The sequence below is a fragment of the Hymenobacter volaticus genome (genome assembly GCF_022921055.1).
Taxonomy (GTDB): domain Bacteria; phylum Bacteroidota; class Bacteroidia; order Cytophagales; family Hymenobacteraceae; genus Hymenobacter; species Hymenobacter volaticus.
This window is the reverse complement of the sequence record NZ_CP095061.1, coordinates 267,351-285,253: the sequence shown is the minus strand read 5'-3', so window position 1 is coordinate 285,253 and position 17,903 is coordinate 267,351. Positions and strand designations below refer to the sequence as shown.

General features: G+C 54.7%; 14 protein-coding genes and 1 pseudogene. 10 read left to right on the top strand and 5 right to left on the bottom strand.

Annotation, left to right across the window (positions count from 1 at the left end; genetic code table 11):
• Positions 1–109: 109 nt before the first annotated feature.
• From MUN86_RS01185 to MUN86_RS01175, 3 genes are all read left to right on the top strand, one after another.
• On the top strand, positions 110–724 hold the full coding sequence (locus MUN86_RS01185; RefSeq protein ID WP_245120807.1) for an outer membrane beta-barrel protein: 615 nt from the start codon (positions 110–112) through the stop codon (positions 722–724).
• Positions 725–829: 105 nt separating this feature from the next.
• Entirely contained in the window at positions 830–3,295 is a 2,466-nt protein-coding gene (locus MUN86_RS01180) for a penicillin acylase family protein (RefSeq protein WP_245120805.1), read from the top strand.
• A gap of 40 nt (positions 3,296–3,335) precedes the next feature.
• Positions 3,336–3,674 carry a hypothetical protein gene (locus MUN86_RS01175; protein ID WP_245120803.1) on the top strand — a complete coding sequence of 113 codons (339 nt, stop codon included), beginning with the start codon at positions 3,336–3,338 and terminating at the stop codon, positions 3,672–3,674.
• 265 nt (positions 3,675–3,939) lie between these two features.
• Here MUN86_RS01175 and MUN86_RS01170 read toward each other — a convergent pair whose 3' ends face one another.
• The gene (locus MUN86_RS01170) at positions 3,940–5,148 is read right to left on the bottom strand and encodes an alpha/beta hydrolase family protein (protein ID WP_245120801.1); all 1,209 of its coding nucleotides are present in this window, start codon (positions 5,146–5,148) and stop codon (positions 3,940–3,942) included.
• Between the two features lie 238 nt (positions 5,149–5,386).
• Between MUN86_RS01170 and MUN86_RS01165 the strand changes: the two genes are divergently transcribed.
• From MUN86_RS01165 to MUN86_RS01145, 5 genes are all read left to right on the top strand, one after another.
• Positions 5,387–5,797, top strand: coding sequence for a BlaI/MecI/CopY family transcriptional regulator (locus tag MUN86_RS01165; RefSeq protein ID WP_245120799.1), 411 nt, complete (start codon positions 5,387–5,389; stop codon positions 5,795–5,797).
• The gene (locus MUN86_RS01160; protein ID WP_245120797.1) at positions 5,766–7,124 is read left to right on the top strand and encodes a M56 family metallopeptidase; all 1,359 of its coding nucleotides are present in this window, start codon (positions 5,766–5,768) and stop codon (positions 7,122–7,124) included. Before MUN86_RS01165 ends, MUN86_RS01160 begins: the two co-directional genes overlap by 32 nt.
• Positions 7,125–7,188: 64 nt before the next feature.
• Complete coding sequence (locus tag MUN86_RS01155; RefSeq protein ID WP_245120795.1) at positions 7,189–8,163, top strand: energy transducer TonB; 975 nt, start codon at positions 7,189–7,191, stop codon at positions 8,161–8,163.
• 279 nt (positions 8,164–8,442) lie between these two features.
• Positions 8,443–9,426, top strand: a complete 984-nt coding sequence (locus MUN86_RS01150) for a hypothetical protein (RefSeq protein ID WP_245120793.1) — start codon at positions 8,443–8,445, stop codon at positions 9,424–9,426.
• A 259-nt stretch (positions 9,427–9,685) separates the two neighbouring features.
• The gene (locus tag MUN86_RS01145; RefSeq protein ID WP_245120791.1) at positions 9,686–10,708 is read left to right on the top strand and encodes a hypothetical protein; all 1,023 of its coding nucleotides are present in this window, start codon (positions 9,686–9,688) and stop codon (positions 10,706–10,708) included.
• A gap of 78 nt (positions 10,709–10,786) precedes the next feature.
• Here the strand turns inward: MUN86_RS01145 and MUN86_RS01140 are convergent, their stop codons facing one another.
• From MUN86_RS01140 to MUN86_RS01125, 4 genes are all read right to left on the bottom strand, one after another.
• A complete protein-coding gene (locus tag MUN86_RS01140) occupies positions 10,787–12,358 on the bottom strand; it encodes a DHA2 family efflux MFS transporter permease subunit (protein ID WP_245120789.1) in 1,572 nt (523 codons plus the stop codon).
• 105 nt (positions 12,359–12,463) lie between these two features.
• Positions 12,464–13,573, bottom strand: a complete 1,110-nt coding sequence (locus MUN86_RS01135) for an HlyD family secretion protein (protein WP_245120787.1) — start codon at positions 13,571–13,573, stop codon at positions 12,464–12,466.
• A 102-nt stretch (positions 13,574–13,675) separates the two neighbouring features.
• Positions 13,676–14,110, bottom strand: a complete 435-nt coding sequence (locus MUN86_RS01130; RefSeq protein WP_245120785.1) for a universal stress protein — start codon at positions 14,108–14,110, stop codon at positions 13,676–13,678.
• A 94-nt stretch (positions 14,111–14,204) separates the two neighbouring features.
• Entirely contained in the window at positions 14,205–15,524 is a 1,320-nt protein-coding gene (locus tag MUN86_RS01125) for a TolC family protein (RefSeq protein WP_245120783.1), read from the bottom strand.
• Positions 15,525–15,757: 233 nt separating this feature from the next.
• Here MUN86_RS01125 and MUN86_RS01120 point away from each other — a divergent pair.
• Both MUN86_RS01120 and MUN86_RS32190 read left to right on the top strand, forming a co-directional pair.
• Positions 15,758–17,397 (top strand): annotated as a pseudogene (locus MUN86_RS01120) (sigma 54-interacting transcriptional regulator); the annotation flags it as partial.
• Complete coding sequence (locus tag MUN86_RS32190) at positions 17,383–17,838, top strand: AAA-type ATPase lid domain-containing protein (RefSeq protein ID WP_441319118.1); 456 nt, start codon at positions 17,383–17,385, stop codon at positions 17,836–17,838. The pseudogene MUN86_RS01120 and the gene MUN86_RS32190, both read left to right, overlap by 15 nt.
• Positions 17,839–17,903 lie beyond the last annotated feature (65 nt).

Below are 17,903 nucleotides of genomic sequence, written 5' to 3'. Positions count from 1 at the left end.
GCAGAAAAAGCCGCTAGCACTTAGTGCTAGCGGCTTTTTCTATATAGAATTGGCGCAGTTGTTGAGCTTGCCGCTCCGGTTCAATCAACTCTCTCATCTCTTCTATTAAATGAAAAAGTTATTACTGCTAAGTATAGCCTGTGCTATATCGGCATCTGCTATGGCCCAGACGGAAAAGGGCGCTAAATATATAGGCGTAAACATTGGCGGTGTGAACTACCAGAACAACAAAAATGGAAGCAGCATAGGTGCAGCACTGCTTCCATCTGCAGGAGTATTTGTGGCCGACAACCTGTTAGTAGGCACTGGAATACAACTAAGCTATCTGCGAAACAACTCCAAGCCCAAAGGTGCTACGGAAGATAATATAAGCCGCCATATACAGTATGGTCTTTCACCGTCTGTTCGCTACTATTTTGCAGGCACTAACCCACACCGATTTTTTGGGCAATTGAGCGGCGGTATAGCTTGGAGCAACCAATACCAGAAGTACCAGGTAAACTCAGAGACTATTAGCAGTAGCACTACTTCCCACTACGCAACTGCTAGTGCAGCACTTGGCTACAACTATTTCTTAACACCCGGGGCTGCGCTAGAAGTCACGGCTGGTTATACCCGCAATGGCATCGGCGAATCAGACTTTAACTACGGTCAAGTTGTGGTATCTGCCGGCTTCGCCATCTTCCTGCCTTCCAAACTGTCCACAACGTCTACAGGTCAGTAAGCAGAGTAAGTCATTAATAGACGCGGCACGCAACCCAAGCTGGTTTGCGTGCCGCGTTTTTTTGTCGGATGTTGTGGGGCGGACGAACCACTTCTGCTTGAATCTATGCTACGCTACGTTCGGGCGCTGTTGGCGCTACTTGTTGCCACTGCTCTGACCTGGGCCCTCAACACCAAGCACGGCGACGTGCCCCCCTTTGGCAAGTTTTTGAGCCCTTTCCGCGGGTTCTGGCAGAACGGCGAAACAGCCGACGCCTTACCCGCCCAGCAAACGCTGCAACTGCCAGGCTTGCAACAACCAGTGCAAGTCCGCTTCGACGACCAACGGGTGCCGCACATCTTCGCCCAGAACGACCACGACCTGTATTATGCTCAAGGGTACCTCACAGCCCAAGACCGGCTGTGGCAAATGGATTTCATTGCCCACGTAGCATCCGGCCGGCTAGCCGAAATAGTAGGACCGGCCCGCCTGGAAACCGACCGGTTTTTTCGCCGCATGGGGTTGCCGTTTGGCGCCCGTAAGTCGCTGGATTCGGCTATGACCGACCCAGTAGTTCGCACTGTGCTTACCTCGTACGCCGATGGCGTGAATGCCTACATCGGTACGCTCACCCCCAAAACCTTGCCCTTCGAATACAAACTACTCGACTACGCACCCGAGCCTTGGGAGCCGCTGAAAAGCGCGCTGATTCTGAAGTATATGGCCTTCGACTTGAGTGGCCGCTCCGACGATTTGCGCATGAGCAACGCGCTAGCCAAGTACGGGGCCGCCGTAGTAAAGGACCTATTTCCTGATTACCCGACCCGCGAAGACCCTATTGTGCCTGTTGGAACGCCGCTGGACTTTCAGCCGCTGCCGATACCCGCTACGCCACCAGGTTTCGCGGCAGCCATGTCGGGGAAGACGCCGCAAAACGAGCCCGACCCGGAACTAGGCTCCAACAACTTTGCAGTGAGCGGAGCGAAATCGGCTACGGGCTATCCGCTGCTAGCCAACGACCCGCACTTACAACTCAACTTGCCCAGCATCTGGTATCAAATGCAGTTGGCGGCGCCCGGCGTGAATGTATACGGGGTAAGCATTCCAGGGACACCTTTCGCCATCATCGGGTTCAATGAGCAGGTAGCCTGGGGCGTGACCAATGTGGCTGCCGACGTCATGGACTGGTACCAACTCAAGTTCCGGGACGGCAGTCGGCGCGAGTACTGGCACGATGGCCGCTGGAAACCAGTGCGGCGCGTGGTAGAGCGCATCAAGGTGCGCGGACAACCCGACCGGCTCGATACGGTGCTCTATACCCACCACGGCCCCATCGTGTACGACAAGCCGGAAAAGCCCTTTCTGTCGCAGACGCCTATTGCCCACGCCATGCGCTGGACCGCCCACGACGCGGCCAACGAGTTCCGAACTTTCTACCGTCTCAACCGTGCCCATAACTACCAAGATTATGTAGCGGCCTTGAGCACGTACGGTACGCCGGCGCAGAACTTCATTTTTGCTAGCGCTGCTAAGGATATTGCCATTTGGCCCAACGGTCATTTCCCATTGAAGTGGCGCAACCAAGGCAAGTTCATCCTCGACGGCACCGATGCTGCTTATGACTGGCAAGGCTGGATTCCGGCTGCCCAGAACCCGCACGTCAAAAATCCGGCGCGCAATTTCGTGTCGTCGGCCAACCAGTTTTCCACGGGCCCTGATTACCCGTACTACCTGAACTGGAACTACGGCGACGGCAGCTACGACCGAGCCCACCGCATCAATCAGCGCCTAGCCCGGATGACCCAGGCCACCCCCGATAGTTTGCGGACACTGCAAAACGACAACCTCAACCTGAACGCCCAGTTGATGTTGCCCCGACTCCTAACCTTAGCAACCGGCGCAACTAATGGCGATACGCTTGTTGCAGCCAACTCCCCAGAAGCGCGCGTGCTTGCCGAAATGCGCCGGTGGAACTACCAATATGCCGCCGATGCGCTGGCGCCCAGTGTGTTTGACTTGTGGTACAACAACTTGGTGCGAAGACTCTGGGCAGATGATTTCGGGTTAAAAGCCACTGGCCTGGAAATGCGAAACCCCGCCCGTGACCGAACTAACACGCTCATCCTACAGGAGGAAAACAGCCCTTGGGTGGATGACCGCCGCACGCCGCAACGCGAAACCTTGCCGCAACTTGCCCGCCGCAGCCTCCGCTTCGCCACCGATTCCTTGACCCGGAAGTATGGCCCGCTCGGCCCCAAGTGGGCCTGGAAAAACCAGAAAAGTACCGACATCTTGCACATGCTCCAGATACCTGGCTTCGGCCACATGGACTTGGACTGCGGTGGCGGGGCCGGCATCGTGAATGCCACGACGGAGCGCACCGGTCCCTCCTGGCGCATGGTGGTGGCGCTAGGACCGCAAGTACGAGCGTATGGCGTGTTTCCGGGTGGCCAAAGCGGTAACCCTGGCTCGGCCGCCTACGACGATATGCTGGAGACTTGGCGCGTTGGTAAGCTCAATGAGCTGGTGTTTTTGCGCAGTGCCTCGGAAACAAACCCGCGCGTACGCACCGCCTGGACGTTATCTAAATAGCTTTTCATCTATCCATATGTTGCTCTTTCTGCTGATTCTGATGCTTGCTTTCATCGCGCAGCTATTCCTGCCTTGGTGGGTGATAATGCCCTTGTGCTTGCTGCTAGCGGCATGGCGCGGCGTATCGGGTGGCCGGTCGTTTGTAGCTGGTTTCTTGGGCGTTGGGTTGGGCTGGCTGATAATGGCCAGTTGGCTAAGCCTGCGCAACGAAGGCCTGCTGGCTCACCGGGTGGCGCAGTTGCTACCGCTCGGTGGCCAAGGCTGGCTGCTAGTACTCGTAACGGCAGTAATAGGTGGCTTGGTAGGCGGCTTGGCAGCACTAGCTGGCACGTGGCTCCGTCAGGCCGTAATCCCAACAGCATCTGCAACGGCCAGATGAAGTAGGCTCCTAGCTGCACAAACAGAAAGCAGCGCGAGGCTTTAGCTTCGCGCTGCTTTCTGTTTGTGCTGATTATAAATTTTGTAGCTCCTCAGCATGAAGTAGAAGTCCATTCAAGCAAGCAGCCAAGAAGAACGATCCTGCTGAGCGGAGTCGATGCATCTCGCTCGTGTGGTAAACTCAGGTAGTACCACAACCTCAGCACGCGAGATGCTTCGACTCCGCTCAGCATGACTGTAGGTATCAAGCAGACTCGTCGCTCCGCTTAGTACTGCGAGATAAATCCAAGGGCCTCCAGCGTGTATCGCGCAACAGAAGTGAAGTGGTTGCCGCCTTCGATAGGATGCAAGGTCACTTGAGTAGCGCCACGGGCACGCATGGCCTTGTAGGCATCTTCGGAGTTGAAGTACGGCACGTAGTCATCGGCGGTGCCGTGGAAGAGAGCCACAGGGGCTTTGGGCTTCCAGTCGTAGATGTCGTTGTCGCGGAAGGCGGTGGTCATGGGAGCATCCGTTTTGTTGAGGATGCTGGTCCGGAAGGTGCCCGTGAACAGTTCGCTAGGTTTTTCGGGCACGTCGCTGAAGGGGTTGGCCTGCAGCTGCGTAGCCCAAGGCTGATTGAAGTAGTAACTTGGCGCCCGATTGATGTTGTACACCCGGTTATAGGTATCAAGCACCCACACGTAGGAACTTAGGAAACTGAGGTTCTGGTCGGAGCCCAAGATGTAGTCGGCAAAGGCGCTTTTGTGGTAGGCACCCGCACCCGGAGCACTAGCCGTAACCGCAAACTCAGTTGGGAATTTCTCTTCGATTAGTTTGTGCAGCGCCATCGTGGCGTACCCGCCTTCCGAGTAGCCCAGTAAGAAGTTCTTCTTGTTAAGGCCCACTTTCTGCTTTTCACAAAATTCCTTGGCCGCCCGCATCATATCCAACGAGGTTGATGCCAAGGAAGCGGCGTGCTCGTAGGGGTGCGGCAGGGCCTTCGAAGCGCCGTAGCCGATATAATCGGGGGCCGATACGATGTAACCCGTGGAAGCCAGCACCGATACTGCCGAATACACCTCACTGCTGGCACTGTAGTAAGACGGTGACCGGTCTTCGCCATCAGGGCTGATGGTGCCATGCTGGTAACTAAGCAGTGGCAAGGCCTGTGTAGTCACGGGCACTAATAGCGCACCTGATGCCGTAACCTGTTGGCCGTCGGTATTTTGTGTGGTGTATGTCAGCTTGTAAACCCGGATGGGGTATCGAACCAAGGCGCCAACAAGTGGGATGCCCGATACTCGGCTGGCTACTACGCTTGGGCTATACTCCCCGATGAGGGTACTATTGACTAAGTGGGTTTGAACAGCAATTGGCGCTTCGGGCTGCGGCGTCGTTTCTTTCGAGCAGCTGCTACCAGCTGCTACGCCCAAACCAGCCCACAGCATCAGCGTGAGGCGCAGCCGGCGGAAATTGAATCTATTTAAAAACACGGTGGAGGCTTAGAGTTAACTATCACTCCTACAACACCACCTACCCCAAAAGATTTCCGCCAAACTGCCACAAAATCAACTCTCTTCTCCCGCTACCAATTCATACTCGAATACTGCTACTCTGGGCACACCTGCCAACAACACAGCGCTTCATTATCAAGTACTTTCTTTTTCACCTAAAGAATTAGTTGTTTAACTAAATAATTAGTTATAGCTTCCATTCACTAACGATTCGCTTATGCAAACCTTCCCCGAACTGACCCGGGCCGAAGAACAGGTGATGCAGGTGATCTGGCAGCGTGGCCCTTCTTTCGTGAAGGATGTGCTGACGGAAATGCCCGCTCCGCCGCCGGCCTACAACACGGTATCCACCATCATCCGCATTCTAGAGCAAAAGGGCTTTGTAGGCCATGAGGCGTTCGGACGCACGCATCGTTACTACGCCATAGTTGCGCAAGACGACTACCGCCGCTTTTCGTTGCGCAAGCTGCTCGGCGGTCATTTTGGGGGTTCGTTTAGCCGACTGGTGTCCTTTTTTGCCAAGGAAGAAGACCTCAATGCCCAGCAGCTTGAAGAGTTGCTCCGCCATGCGCAGCAAGACCTTAACCCCGACAACGATGCTCTACCCAACGACGGCCGCCCTGCTTAACTGGATGTGGCAAAGCACGCTTTGCTTAGGCGCCTGCTGGTTGCTCTACCAGCTCCTGCGCCGCGAGTCTTACTTCCACTACAACCGCCGGTTTCTGCTATTCACGCCCTGGCTGGCGCTACTGCTCCCGCTGCTGCTAGCAGGTGCGGCACCCGTGCTAAGCGGGTGGCTCCCCATCGACACAACTCCTACGCCCCTGCTTACGCCATCAGTCACGCTTACGGCCGTAGCTATGAGCAGTCAGAGCGCCGCGTCGACTCCCTGGTGGACGTGGCTGCCGCTGGTGTATGGCGCCGGGGTACTGGTGTGGTTGGTACGCTTGAGCTGGCAGTTAGTGGTCTTGTGGCAGCAAACGCACCACCTTCCCCACGACACCCGAGAAGACTACACGCTGGTTTCCAGCAGCGGCAAACTGCCCGTCAGTTCTTTTGGGCGGTCGATTTTCTGGGATGAAACCGCCGACCTCACGCTAGCCGAAGCCAGCCAAGTGCTCCAACACGAACTGGTACACGTGCGGCAGGGCCATACCCAGGAACGGCTACTCTTAGAGCTTGTACGGGCACTACTCTGGTTTAATCCCTTCGTGCATTGCTACCCCAGGGCCCTAGACTTAACTCACGAATACATTGCCGATTCAACGGTGCTGCAGACCATGCCCACCCCAGAGGCACCTACTATTTACGCCGCCTTGCTAGCGCGCCTCACGCTGCGCCGGCTCCATCCCCAGTTGCCGCTTACCCAATCTTTCACTCAATCTCAAACCCTTACCCGTATTGCCATGCTACAATCTCCTCGTTCTATGCGCCGCTGGAAGCAGTGGCTCCTACTGCCAGTCAGCAGCGTGCTGATCTGCACGTTCGCCTGCGAGCGGGCGGCTGATTCCACCGCGCCCGCATCGGTAGCCGCCGCCTCCGATAATGAGGAAGCACCGTCACCACCGGTTCTGGTTGAACAAACCCAAGCAGCACCGCCGCCACCGCCGATTGTGCATCAGTATGCAGAGAAAATGCCAGAATACGCGGGTGGCCTCAAGCAGCTTATGATCGATTTGGGTAAAGGAATACAATATCCTGAAGCTGCCAAAGACGCTAAAATTCAAGGTAAGGCCTTCGTTGGTTTTATTGTGGCCGAAGATGGTAGCGTACAGGCTGTAGAATTGAAAAAAGGTGTAAATGCTCCTCAAGAATTAGAGGCGGAAGCCAAAGCACTAAATGAAGCCGCTTTAGCTGCTGTGCGCAACCTGCCTGGCAAGTGGACGCCGGGAAGCCAAGACGGAAAGAAAGTCGCCGTTTCCTATACTGTCCCCATCATGTTTGCGTTGAAATAGCCTGACTGCCTGTTAGTTCTAGCAGCCTACTGTTGTTTAACCTCAAACGCTTACTTACGCTGCTATGCTATCGTCACCCCGTTTTGCGCCCCTTGGAAAGTTCTGGCTGCTACCGGTAAGCACCCTATTACTAGTTACTATTTCCTGTGAGAAAGCAGCTGAGCTATCTACGCCTGCAATAGCGGCTGACCATGTCTACACCCAAGTCGAGCAAATGCCCAAGTACAAAGGGGGATGGCACCGATTAGTAAAAGATCTTTTTTGGGGCGTATACTACGAGTACCCTGCTATTGCGAAGGCAGCCAATTTAGAAGGTGATGTACTGGTTAAGTTCACGGTGGCTATGGATGGTACAGTGCAAGACGTGCAGCTGCAAAAGGGAATTGCCCCTAGTTGGCCTCAGCAGCAAGGTGCCGCGCACGCATTGGAGGCATTAGCAATGAAAGCAGTGCGAAAATTGCCGGGCCAGTGGACACCCGGCAGCCAAGGCGGCAAGCAAGTAGCGGTGAGCTATACAGTTCCTTTCAAATTCGCGAATGGCAAACTAAGCAGACGTAAGCAAACAGGTGGCCCCGTCGAAGTAGAACCCATATCAGAGTATCAAATCTACGCTCCCGACTCGCAGGCTACTGCTTTTGGCAGATTTCCAATATTCAAAGATGACAACCCGGTCCGCCCTTCTCCCAACAGCCATAATGTGTACTCCACAGTAGAGGAAATGCCAGAGTATGCGGGTGGACAAGGGCAGCTTTTAGCGGACCTGATCCGGCGGCTGCAATATCCGACGTCAGCCAAAGCCGCTAAGCTAGATGGGGTAGCCTTCGTTAAGTTCGTGGTGGCCGAAGACGGCAGCGTGAAGGACGTAGCCTTGGAAAAGGGCATCCTTGCTCCGAAAGGCCTGGAGGCAGTAGCCGAAGAAATGAACCAAGCCGCTTTGGCTACCCTGCACAACTTGCCCCGGCAATGGAAGCCTGGCATCCAAGGGGGCAAAGAGGTAGCAGTGTCCTATTCCGTTCCTATCACTTTCTTTCTAAACTAAGCAGATACCACCAGGATCTACTAGGGTCGAATAGCCTCGCAAACGGGTTATTACGCACTCTGGCCAATAGGTAAAGCCCTATCAAATCTGGCTCCGTGCTTACGAATTTAGCGGTAGTTACTAGCAAGCAACTGACCCTAAGCTCGTAAGCACGGGGCCAGATTTGTTTTTTTCATAGCGCAAGACGTATACTGCCGTACCTTTAAATTTATTCAGCCCTCTTCTGATCTAAAATTCCCATTAACTGTTTAGATATCTCGCCTCTCAACCGGTTTCTGTTTGCTGTATCCTATTCGCTTTGCCTTTCGCTTAGCAGCCTTGTTGCTGATCGTAAGCTCTACGCTGCTTGTTCTTGGCTTCACGAGTTGCGAAGCCACCCGTCCGCAAGCTAGTGCAGTACTACTAGCCCAAAGTAAGCAAGAGGTAATTCGCCTAGACTCGCTTCGGGCCGACTCGGTGGTGCGCGCCGGCGGGCGACTGCCCGGCGCTATTTTGCCGGCCGAACGAATTGTGGCGTTTTATGGCAACCCGTTGCACAAGTCCATGGGCGTTTTAGGGCAATACCCCAAAGACGAGATGCTCCGCCGTCTGCGGTTGCAAGTGGAAGACTGGCAAAAAGCCGACTCGTTGCCCGTACGGCCCGCCCTGCACCTGATTGCCGTTATTGCGCAGCGCGACTCCGGCGACGATGGCAAGTACCGCCTAGCCCTGCCTGACACCGCCATCCAAAGGGTAATAAAATGGGGGCAAGAGCAGAATACGCTCGTTTTTTTGGATGTGCAAGTGGGCCTAAGCGACTTGCAGCACGAATTGCCCAAACTAGAAAAATACCTGCGCCTGCCCTACGTGCACCTCGGCATTGACCCCGAGTTTTCCATGAAATCGGGGCGACGGCCGGGTACGGAAGTAGGCGAGTTCGATGCGCAGGACATCAACTACGCTCGGTGGTTTCTGGCGCGGCTAGTGAGCGAGCATCGGCTGCCACCTAAGGTGCTGGTGGTGCACCGCTTTCGGCAAGATATGGTAACCAACTACCAGAATATCAAGCTAGACCCGCGTGTGCAAATCGTGATGCACATGGACGGCTGGGGTACGCCCAACATCAAGCGCAGCTCATACCGCAAGTTTATTAAGCAGGAGCCCGTGGAATACACCGGGTTCAAAATCTTCTTCAAGAACGACCAGCGTTCCAACTCCCGCCTGATGACCTCGCGCGAGGTGAGCGCCCTCACGCCTTCGCCTTTGTATATCCAGTACCAATAGGTTTAGAGTACGCATTCTAAACTGAAGGCAGGTTAAACTCCTCTATCAGAATGTACAAGGCGCTCTGTTGCTTGCTTCAGCAAGCCAAAAACTATGGCTGTAAAAAAGCATACTAAACGCAAATCGAAGCGCATAGGAAAGCTACTTGGCCATGCGTTTCTGATAACCTAGCTATGCGTAACTAGTCTGCCTATCACTATAGTCGAGTGAATAAAAGTGTAACTTTCCGACACTTTCCCTTTTCATTCTCTTGTTTTCAGTGCGGTATATCTCTCCTCTCAGCGTTCTACTGTCGGGCTTAGGCCTGGCCCTTACTCTTACCACGTTATCGGGCTGCGGCTCTGGTTCCAGCCCCGAAACTACCAATCAGAAAGCCGCCGCCGACTCCGCCAAAACGGCCGTAGTTGATACCCTAGCGCTGAAACGGAATGCCATGCGCCGCGACTCGCTCAAGGCTGACTCCATCACGAGGGCGGGTGGGCAATTGCCCGGCGCCATTTTGCCTGGCCACCGCATTGTGGCCTTTTATGGCAACATCCGGGCGAAGGGCATGGGTATTCTGGGCCGCGAGCCGAAAGAGCAGATGTTCCGCAAGTTCGAGAAGGTGCTCAAAGAGTGGCAAGATGCAGACCCCTCCCTGCCTATTCAGCCGGCTCTGCACAACGTAACTATCACGGCGCAGGGTGCGGCCGGTTCTGATGGCAAGTACCGCCTCATGAACTCGAAAGCCACTATCGAGGAAGTTATTTCCTGGGCCAAAGAGCATAAGTGTATCATCTTCCTGGATGTACAAGTAGGCCTCAGCGACCTAGAACATGAGTTGCACAAATTAGAGCCCTACCTGAAGGACCCCATCGTGCACTTGGGCATCGACCCTGAGTTTGCCATGGCCACCAAAGGGGTGCGTCCCGGCAAGAAAATCGGTACGTACGATGCTAAGGACGTTAACTATGCTATCAACTTCTTGGCGCGCATTGTCAGCGAAAACAAGCTGCCACCCAAAGTTTTGACCGTGCACCGCTTCACGCAGGGCATGATAACCAACTACAAAAACATCAAGCTCGACCCCCGCGTGCAGGTAGTGATGCACATGGATGGCTGGGGCAACCCCACCCTGAAGAAGGATTCGTACCACGATTATATCCAGACGCAGCCTGTGCAATACACTGGTTTCAAACTGTTTTACGAGTATGATGCCCGCCCGGCTCCCCACCACATCATGACGCCCACGGAGGTATTGGCCGAGCTCACGCCCAAGCCGCTCTATATCCAGTATCAGTAGCAGCTGCGCAAAGCGTAGAGAATAAAAAAGGCCCCTTGCTGCAACAAGGGGCCTTTTTTATTCTCTACGCTTTGCGGGTTAGTGTGCCGCGTTGAGGTCGATTTTCTCGCCACCCCGCGCCCGCTTGATAAGCAATACCAGCGGTAAGCAAGCCAGAAAGAAAAGTCCCAGCATCGAGAATATCTGAGCGTAAGTGATAATAGACACCTGCTTCATCATAATGCCTTCGAGAGCGGCATAGGCCTGCTGGCGTGCCTGCTCGGCCGAGAAACCCCGCGACATAAAGTTTTGCGTGAAAGCCTGAATGCGCTGTACAGTCTCGGGATTGTAGAGCGAAATGTTGGGCAACATATTCACACGGTTGCTGTAGATGCTACGCTCCAGAATGGTACCCACGATAGCCACCCCAAACGAGCCGCCCAGCTGGCGGATCATACCGGTAAGACCAGCCGCCTGCCCAGCATCCTTGCCCTGCAAACCAGCCAGCGACATGGTGGTGATCGGCAGGAAAATCAGGCCTAGACCAACCCCCCTCACCATCAATGGCCAAAAGAAGTCGCTTTCACCGGCGGTCGGGGAAATCACCTTGCTCATCCAAAGCGTGAAGCAAAAGAAGATGGTGAAGCCCACCGGAATCATGAATTTCTGTGGCACACCTGCTTGCAGCATCCGCCCAATAAGTGGCATCATGAAGCCCGAAGCCAACGCCCCTGGTAGCAGCAGCAACCCGGTTTGGGCGGCCGTGAAGCCAAGAATGCGCTGCGTGAAAATCGGGAAGACAAACACCGAGGCAAATAGCCCGAACCCGAGAATAAACGACAGGAACGCACCAACAGCTAGATTCCGGCTCTTACCGAGCACTCGCAGATCCACAATGGGTTGCTTGGCCGTTAGCTCGCGCCAAATAAAGCCAATGATACCAATAGCAGCTAGCGCCGTGAAGACGTTAATATAGAGGCTCTCAAACCAGTCCTCGGTTTCGCCCTGCTCTAGCACCAATTGCAACGAGCCAACACCTAGAATCAGTAGAAAGACGCCTGCCCAGTCAATTTCGCGCAGAGGCCTTGGAATGGCATTCTTGATGCGCTCGGGGTCCCTGATAAAGAGCATCGTGAAAATAGCCGCCAGAATACCAACAGGTACGTTCACGTAGAAAATCCAGGGCCAGTCGTAGTTATCCACGATATAGCCGCCGAGCGTAGGCCCAATGGTAGGGCCGATAATTACGCCCATGCCAAACAACGCTTGCCCTAATGGCAACTGCTTGGGCGGGAAGGTATCGATGAGAATGGCCTGCGACGTAGCCATAAGGGCTCCGCCGCCAATGCCTTGGATGAAGCGGAAAGCAACCAGTTCCCAGATGTTGGTGCTTTGTCCGCAGGCAATAGAAGCTAGCGTGAAGATAACTACCGACACAAAGTAGTAGTTGCGCCGCCCAAACTGCTCGGCCAAAAAGCCAGTCATTGGGATAACGATAACGTTGGCAATGCCATACGAGGCTACCACCCAGCTTACTTCCTGCTGCGTAGCCGAAAGGTTACCCATCATCTGGGTTAGGGCCACGTTTACAATACTGGTATCAATCAGTTCCAGTAGGCAGCAAAGCACTACCGTAATGACGATAATCCACTTGGTGAATCCGGTTTCCATTAATTAACTAGAAATGTGAAGCTTAAGTGGAAATCAGAGGGCAAGAGGGTAACCTGCAGCCCCAGAAAAACTCTAGGATTTCCACTTAAGCTTCATGAGAGGAAGTTACTTCACCTTCACCGTTGCTACCACGCTCATACCGGCGCGGAGAGGGTGCTCGGGGTCTACTTCGTTGAGCACGATTTTGACGGGTACACGCTGCGTTACTTTCACGAAGTTGCCGGAAGCGTTGTCGGGGGGCAGCAAGGCGAAACGGGCACCGGTAGCAGCCGAGAGCGACTGTATTTTACCTTCGAACTCACGGCCGGGATACGCGTCCACTTCAACCGTAACGGGCTGGCCTTCGCGCATCTCCCCGAGCTGGGTTTCCTTGAAGTTAGCAATCACCCACGTCTGCTCGCTGGCTACAAGGCCCATCAACTGCTGACCTGGGCCTACTACTTGGCCGGGCTGCACGTTTTTCTTGCTCACTACACCGTTGCCGGGCGCCGTGATGGTGGAGTAGCTCAACTGCAATTTGGCATTGTCGAGATCCGCTTGACGCTGTTTCACTACGGCTTGCGCTACGGCTACTTGCTGCTCGGCGGCGGCTACTTGCTGCCGGGCTACTTGCACTTGCTGCTGCGCGGTGGCGCGCTGCGCGCTAGTGGCTCGTAGGTTGGCTTGCACGGCATCGTACTCACTTTGCGGAATGATGTCTTCTTTCCGCAGGAATTCGCTGCGCTTCAAATCTTTTTCTAGGCGGGTGCGAGAAGCTTCACTCACCCCAATGGTGGCTTGCGAGCTACCTACACCAGCTTGGGCAGTGCGTACGGCAGCACGAGCGGCTACTACGTTGGCTTGGGCGGCTACTAGCGCTGCCTCGGCGGCATTCACGCGTTGCTGATAGTCAGCTGGGTCAATTGTAACGAGTACGTCGCCTTTCTTTACCTGCTGGTTGTCTTGCACTTTCACTTCCAGCACGGGACCACCTACGCGCGGGATGATGGGGTATACATCGCCTTCTACCTGGGCATCGTCGGTTTCTTCGTGGGTTTGCGCAAACTGATACCGCTGCCAGCCGAAGTAGCCGCCAACGAGCAGTACCAGCGCCAGCACAATAAAGATAATCGGGCGCTTAGAACGACCTTCCGGCTGCACTTCTACCGGCTCCGGGGTTGGAGCAGCGTGAGAGTTAGGAGCTACGGCCGGATTTTGTTGAATGATGGTTGCCATATAAAGGGTTGCTGGTTTCTTGTTTCTGGGTGCTAGGTTTTACGGGGCTTGTTGCTGATTTCGTTTTAGTTAACAATCAATAGCAACAAAAAACTTCTACTCTTATGCTGATTTGCGATACGCACCGGACTCAACCGGCGACTTCACGAGCAGCGTCACGCAAGGGGCCGTCCGTACGACTACCTCGGCCGTGCTGCCCATCAAAAAGCGGCTGAGGCCTGTGCGGCCGTGCGCCCCGATAACAATTATATCGGCGGAGTGGCGGCGTGCTTCTTCTACTATCTCAAGGGCCGCATCCGCCCCGGGCACAATGGTTGTATTGACCCGGGCGCCTGCTGCCTCCGCACTGGCATGGTAGCGCGCAAGCTGCTGCGCAAGGTCGAGGTCGGAAGGCCCCGCCAGCATAGGCTGTGGCTCCAACACATGCAGCAGCAGCAAGGCAGCGTCAGTTCCGGCTGCTAATGTCGCTGCATACGCCACCAACGGCCCCGTCGCCTCCGAAAAATCTATCGGACAAAGAATGGTGGAAAGAGTCATGTTTTAGATGTAATTGAGCAAGCAAGTAACTGAGTAGAGGGGCGAGCGAAGCAACTTATTGCTTGGTTACTTCGCTGCTCAGTGGCATCTGCTCTTACCATATCTGCTCGCCAATTGCGCGCTTAAGCTGGTACTGACCGAGAGTGTAATTGTAGATGGCTTGCAGGCGTGCCAAGCGGGCCTGCGCCAGCGAGGTTTCAGCGTCGAGCACATCGAGGTTGGTACCTACATCATAGCGGTAGCGGGCCTTGGCGCGGGTAAGCGCGTCGGTAGCCTGCGCAATCTGTACTAGGGAGTTGTCGTAGCGAGAAGTACCCGACTGTATGTTGTTGGTTGCTTGGCGTACGTCGGAGCGGATTTGCTCTTGCGTATCCTGTATGCGGGCCTGAGTACCCCGGATGTTAGCCAAGGCTTCCACCCGTTGGTTTTTGTTTTTATTGCCGTCGTAGATAGGCACCGAAAGCTGCACCACACCCACCGAGTTCGGGCGAATCTTGTCGAGGTTTGGCAGGTAGCCGTTTTTGCCACCAAGCTGAGCCCCAACGCCGAGCGTAGGCGTATTGGCACGCTCAATCAACTTCAGGTTGAGGTTGGCCGTGTTTTCGGCGTCGCGGGCGAGCTTCACCTCCGGACGTTTCTCGATAGCCTGGGCCAAAGAAGCGTTCAAATCAACGGCCTGAGGCTGATACGTCAGGGCGCCGCGTACGGGTACGTTCAGGTACTCAGGCTTGTGCAGCAACCGAGCTAGTTGCACTTGCTGGTTGCGCAACTGGTTTTCGAGGTCAATTTTGGTGTTTTGGGCCTGCGTGATGCGCACCTGTGTGGTTGTCACGTCAAACTTGGTGCTAACACCTCCTTGCACCCGCTTTTCCATTTCGCGCTGGTGCTGTAGCAACGAAGCAATCTGCTCGTCTTGCACCTTAATGCTTTCGCGCACGAAAAGGATGTTGTAGTAGGCTTGCACGGCCGAATAAGCTAGATCGCGACGAGTAACTGCGATGTTGTCAGCGGCAGTGAGGCGGCGGCTTTCGGCTAGGTTGGTGGTTGCCTCCTTTCTGCCGAAGTCCAATAAACCGTATTGCAGCGTGATATGGGCGTCGTAGTTGTTGTTGGGAGCCAATTGAAACACTGGCGCATCTGGGGTAAGCTGTAGCTTCACCACGGGGTCGATGCGCGTATAAGTAGCCGTACCCGTCACCTGGGGCAAGAAGCCGCCGCGGCTCTGGGTTACGCGGCTGGTAGCGGCATTCACTTCTTCTTCCAAGGAAGTGATAGCCGGGTTAGCATCAAGAACGGCTTGAATAGTGCCGCTTAGTGATAGGGAGTCGGCCACTACTTGCGCACGAGCCGTAGAAGCTCCAGCAAGCAAGCCAACTGTTAAAAGCGGAACGGTAAGAGTTGATCGGGAAAGCATCGTGAATTCAGCTTGTTGTTGCCATCCTCTTACCCAATGATGTGCCAAAGGATTAAAAACTGTTTAATGTTTGTTAAAAACGCCTTTTCCCGCTTTTAAACGCATATTATTTTTTTATTTCCTTTGCTAACGAGCTTACCGTAATGCCTTATTTATCCTGATATTTGAGAAATTTCTCATAATTTTTCCTGATATTTAGGGAATATAATTGTGTTTTCAACTTTACCTGAACCATGAATAATCAGGACGAATCCTTGCTTCTTTATCTCAATGAAGCTATTGCTACCACTCGTAGTAAGGAAGCTTTATTCAAGATTGTAACTGAAAAGCTGCGGCTGATTTTCCCCTTTGATAGCATTGCCATTGTCACCTTCGACCCTACGCTCCAATACAAGCGCATCTTTTTGCGCGACCTACTAGATGGGGCGCCTCCGCTCATGCCCAATGAGCCCGACGTAACGCTGGTAGCCGGAACTCCCATCGAAGGTTTTTTGCACGCACCCTATGTGCAGCAAATCGACATCATGGCGCTCTTAGCGGATTACCCCAACTACGAGCCGTTCCAGAAAATGCAGAAGCGCCAGATGCCTCATCTTACGGTAGCGCCGCTCCGCACGAGCGGGCAATTGGTGGGACTGTTGGTGATGGCTGCGCGCCGCCGCCCAACCTTTTCTGCCGACGACTTAACGTTGTTGGGCAAGATTGGCAGCTTAATAGCCGTGGCCGTTAGTAATACCTTGGCGTTCGAGGAAGTAGCTCGGCGGGAGCAAGAGAAATCAGTACAGCTAACCATCAACAATGCGTTGCTGAGCAGCAAAAACCGGGAGCAACTCTTCCGCACCGTAGCCACCGAATTGAACCGCATCATCCCTTGCGACTATTTTGGGCTTCGTATCAAACGGCTAGACGCTGCCATCGAAAGCTTCGCCGAATTCGCCAAAACGGCTGACGGAACATTCCGTTTTCTGGATGATGACCGGTGGGAAGGCTTGGAAGGCCGAGAAGATATGCAAGCCGAAACCTTTGGCTTGTTTTCGGAGCCAGCTATTCACACTGGCACTGATTTTCTAGGTCTTACCACCGAATACCGCATGCTGCGTTATGCTGCCGAACACCACGGCACCCGCGCCATGCTCGGCTTTCCGCTTCGTGTGGAGCACGACCAGATAGCCGTATTGGTGCTAGCCAGCCGCAACCCCGAGAACTTCACCACCGCCGACCTAGAGTTGATGAAGAGTTTGGTGCCGCAGATCACGCTGGCCATGCAAAACCTGTTTGCTTTCGAGCAGATTGAAGCGTTGCGCGCCCAGCTGGAGCAGGAGAAAACCTACCTCATCGACGAGATTAACACCACCGCCAAATTCGAGGATTTTGTGGGCACCAGTGCCGTAATGCAGCAGGTGCAGAACCGAATTCGGCAAGTAGCGTCCACCGATACCACTGTGCTGGTTCAGGGCGAAACAGGTACGGGCAAGGAATTGGTAGCCCGTGCGTTGCACAACCTTTCGCCCCGGAAAAGCCGGGCCCTCATCAAAATCAATTGCGCAGCCCTACCGGCGCAATTGATTGAGAGCGAGCTTTTCGGCCACGAAAAAGGTGCCTTCACAGGGCCTTCGACCGGCGCATTGGCAAGTTTGAGTTAGCTGATGGCGGCACTATTTTTCTGGATGAAGTCGGCGAGTTGCCCCTGGATTTGCAAGCCAAGCTGCTGCGGGTGCTACAAGAGAAAGAGTTTGAGCGCATTGGCGGCCGCCGTGTAATCAAGACCGATGCCCGGGTGGTGGCCGCCTCCAACCGGATACTGGAAGACGAAGTAGCCGCCGGCCGCTTCCGCGCCGACCTCTACTACCGCCTTGATGTGTTTCCTATCCGCCTGCCCGCCCTGCGCGAGCGGCCCGACGACATCGAACCGCTGATGCGGCACTTTTTGGAGCGCTTCACCAAGCAGATGGGCAAACCCGTGCGAGGCTTGCGCGAACGGGATTTGCGCGCCCTGCGTCAATACAACTGGCCCGGCAATGTGCGTGAGCTAGAGCACGTGCTCGAACAAGCCGTGATTGTAAGTGAAGGACCATTTTTAGAATTCGCTGGCTTTTCGGCTGCGCGTACCCCAACCATTGCACCCGACACAAGCGGCTCGCTCAAGACCCTAAAGGAGCTAGAGCGTGACCATATTCTGGCGGCCCTGCGCCGCACTGGAGGCCGGGTGAGTGGCCCCACCGGTGCGGCCCTGCTCCTCGACATCAACCCCAAAACCTTGGAAGCACGCATGAAAAAGTTGGGTATTCAGCGCATGGTGGGTGTGGCTGAGTGAAGTCGGGCGTTAGAGGGTACGGCTCTTGATTTTGCGTAGCACATTTTCATACTGGTCGGTGGGCT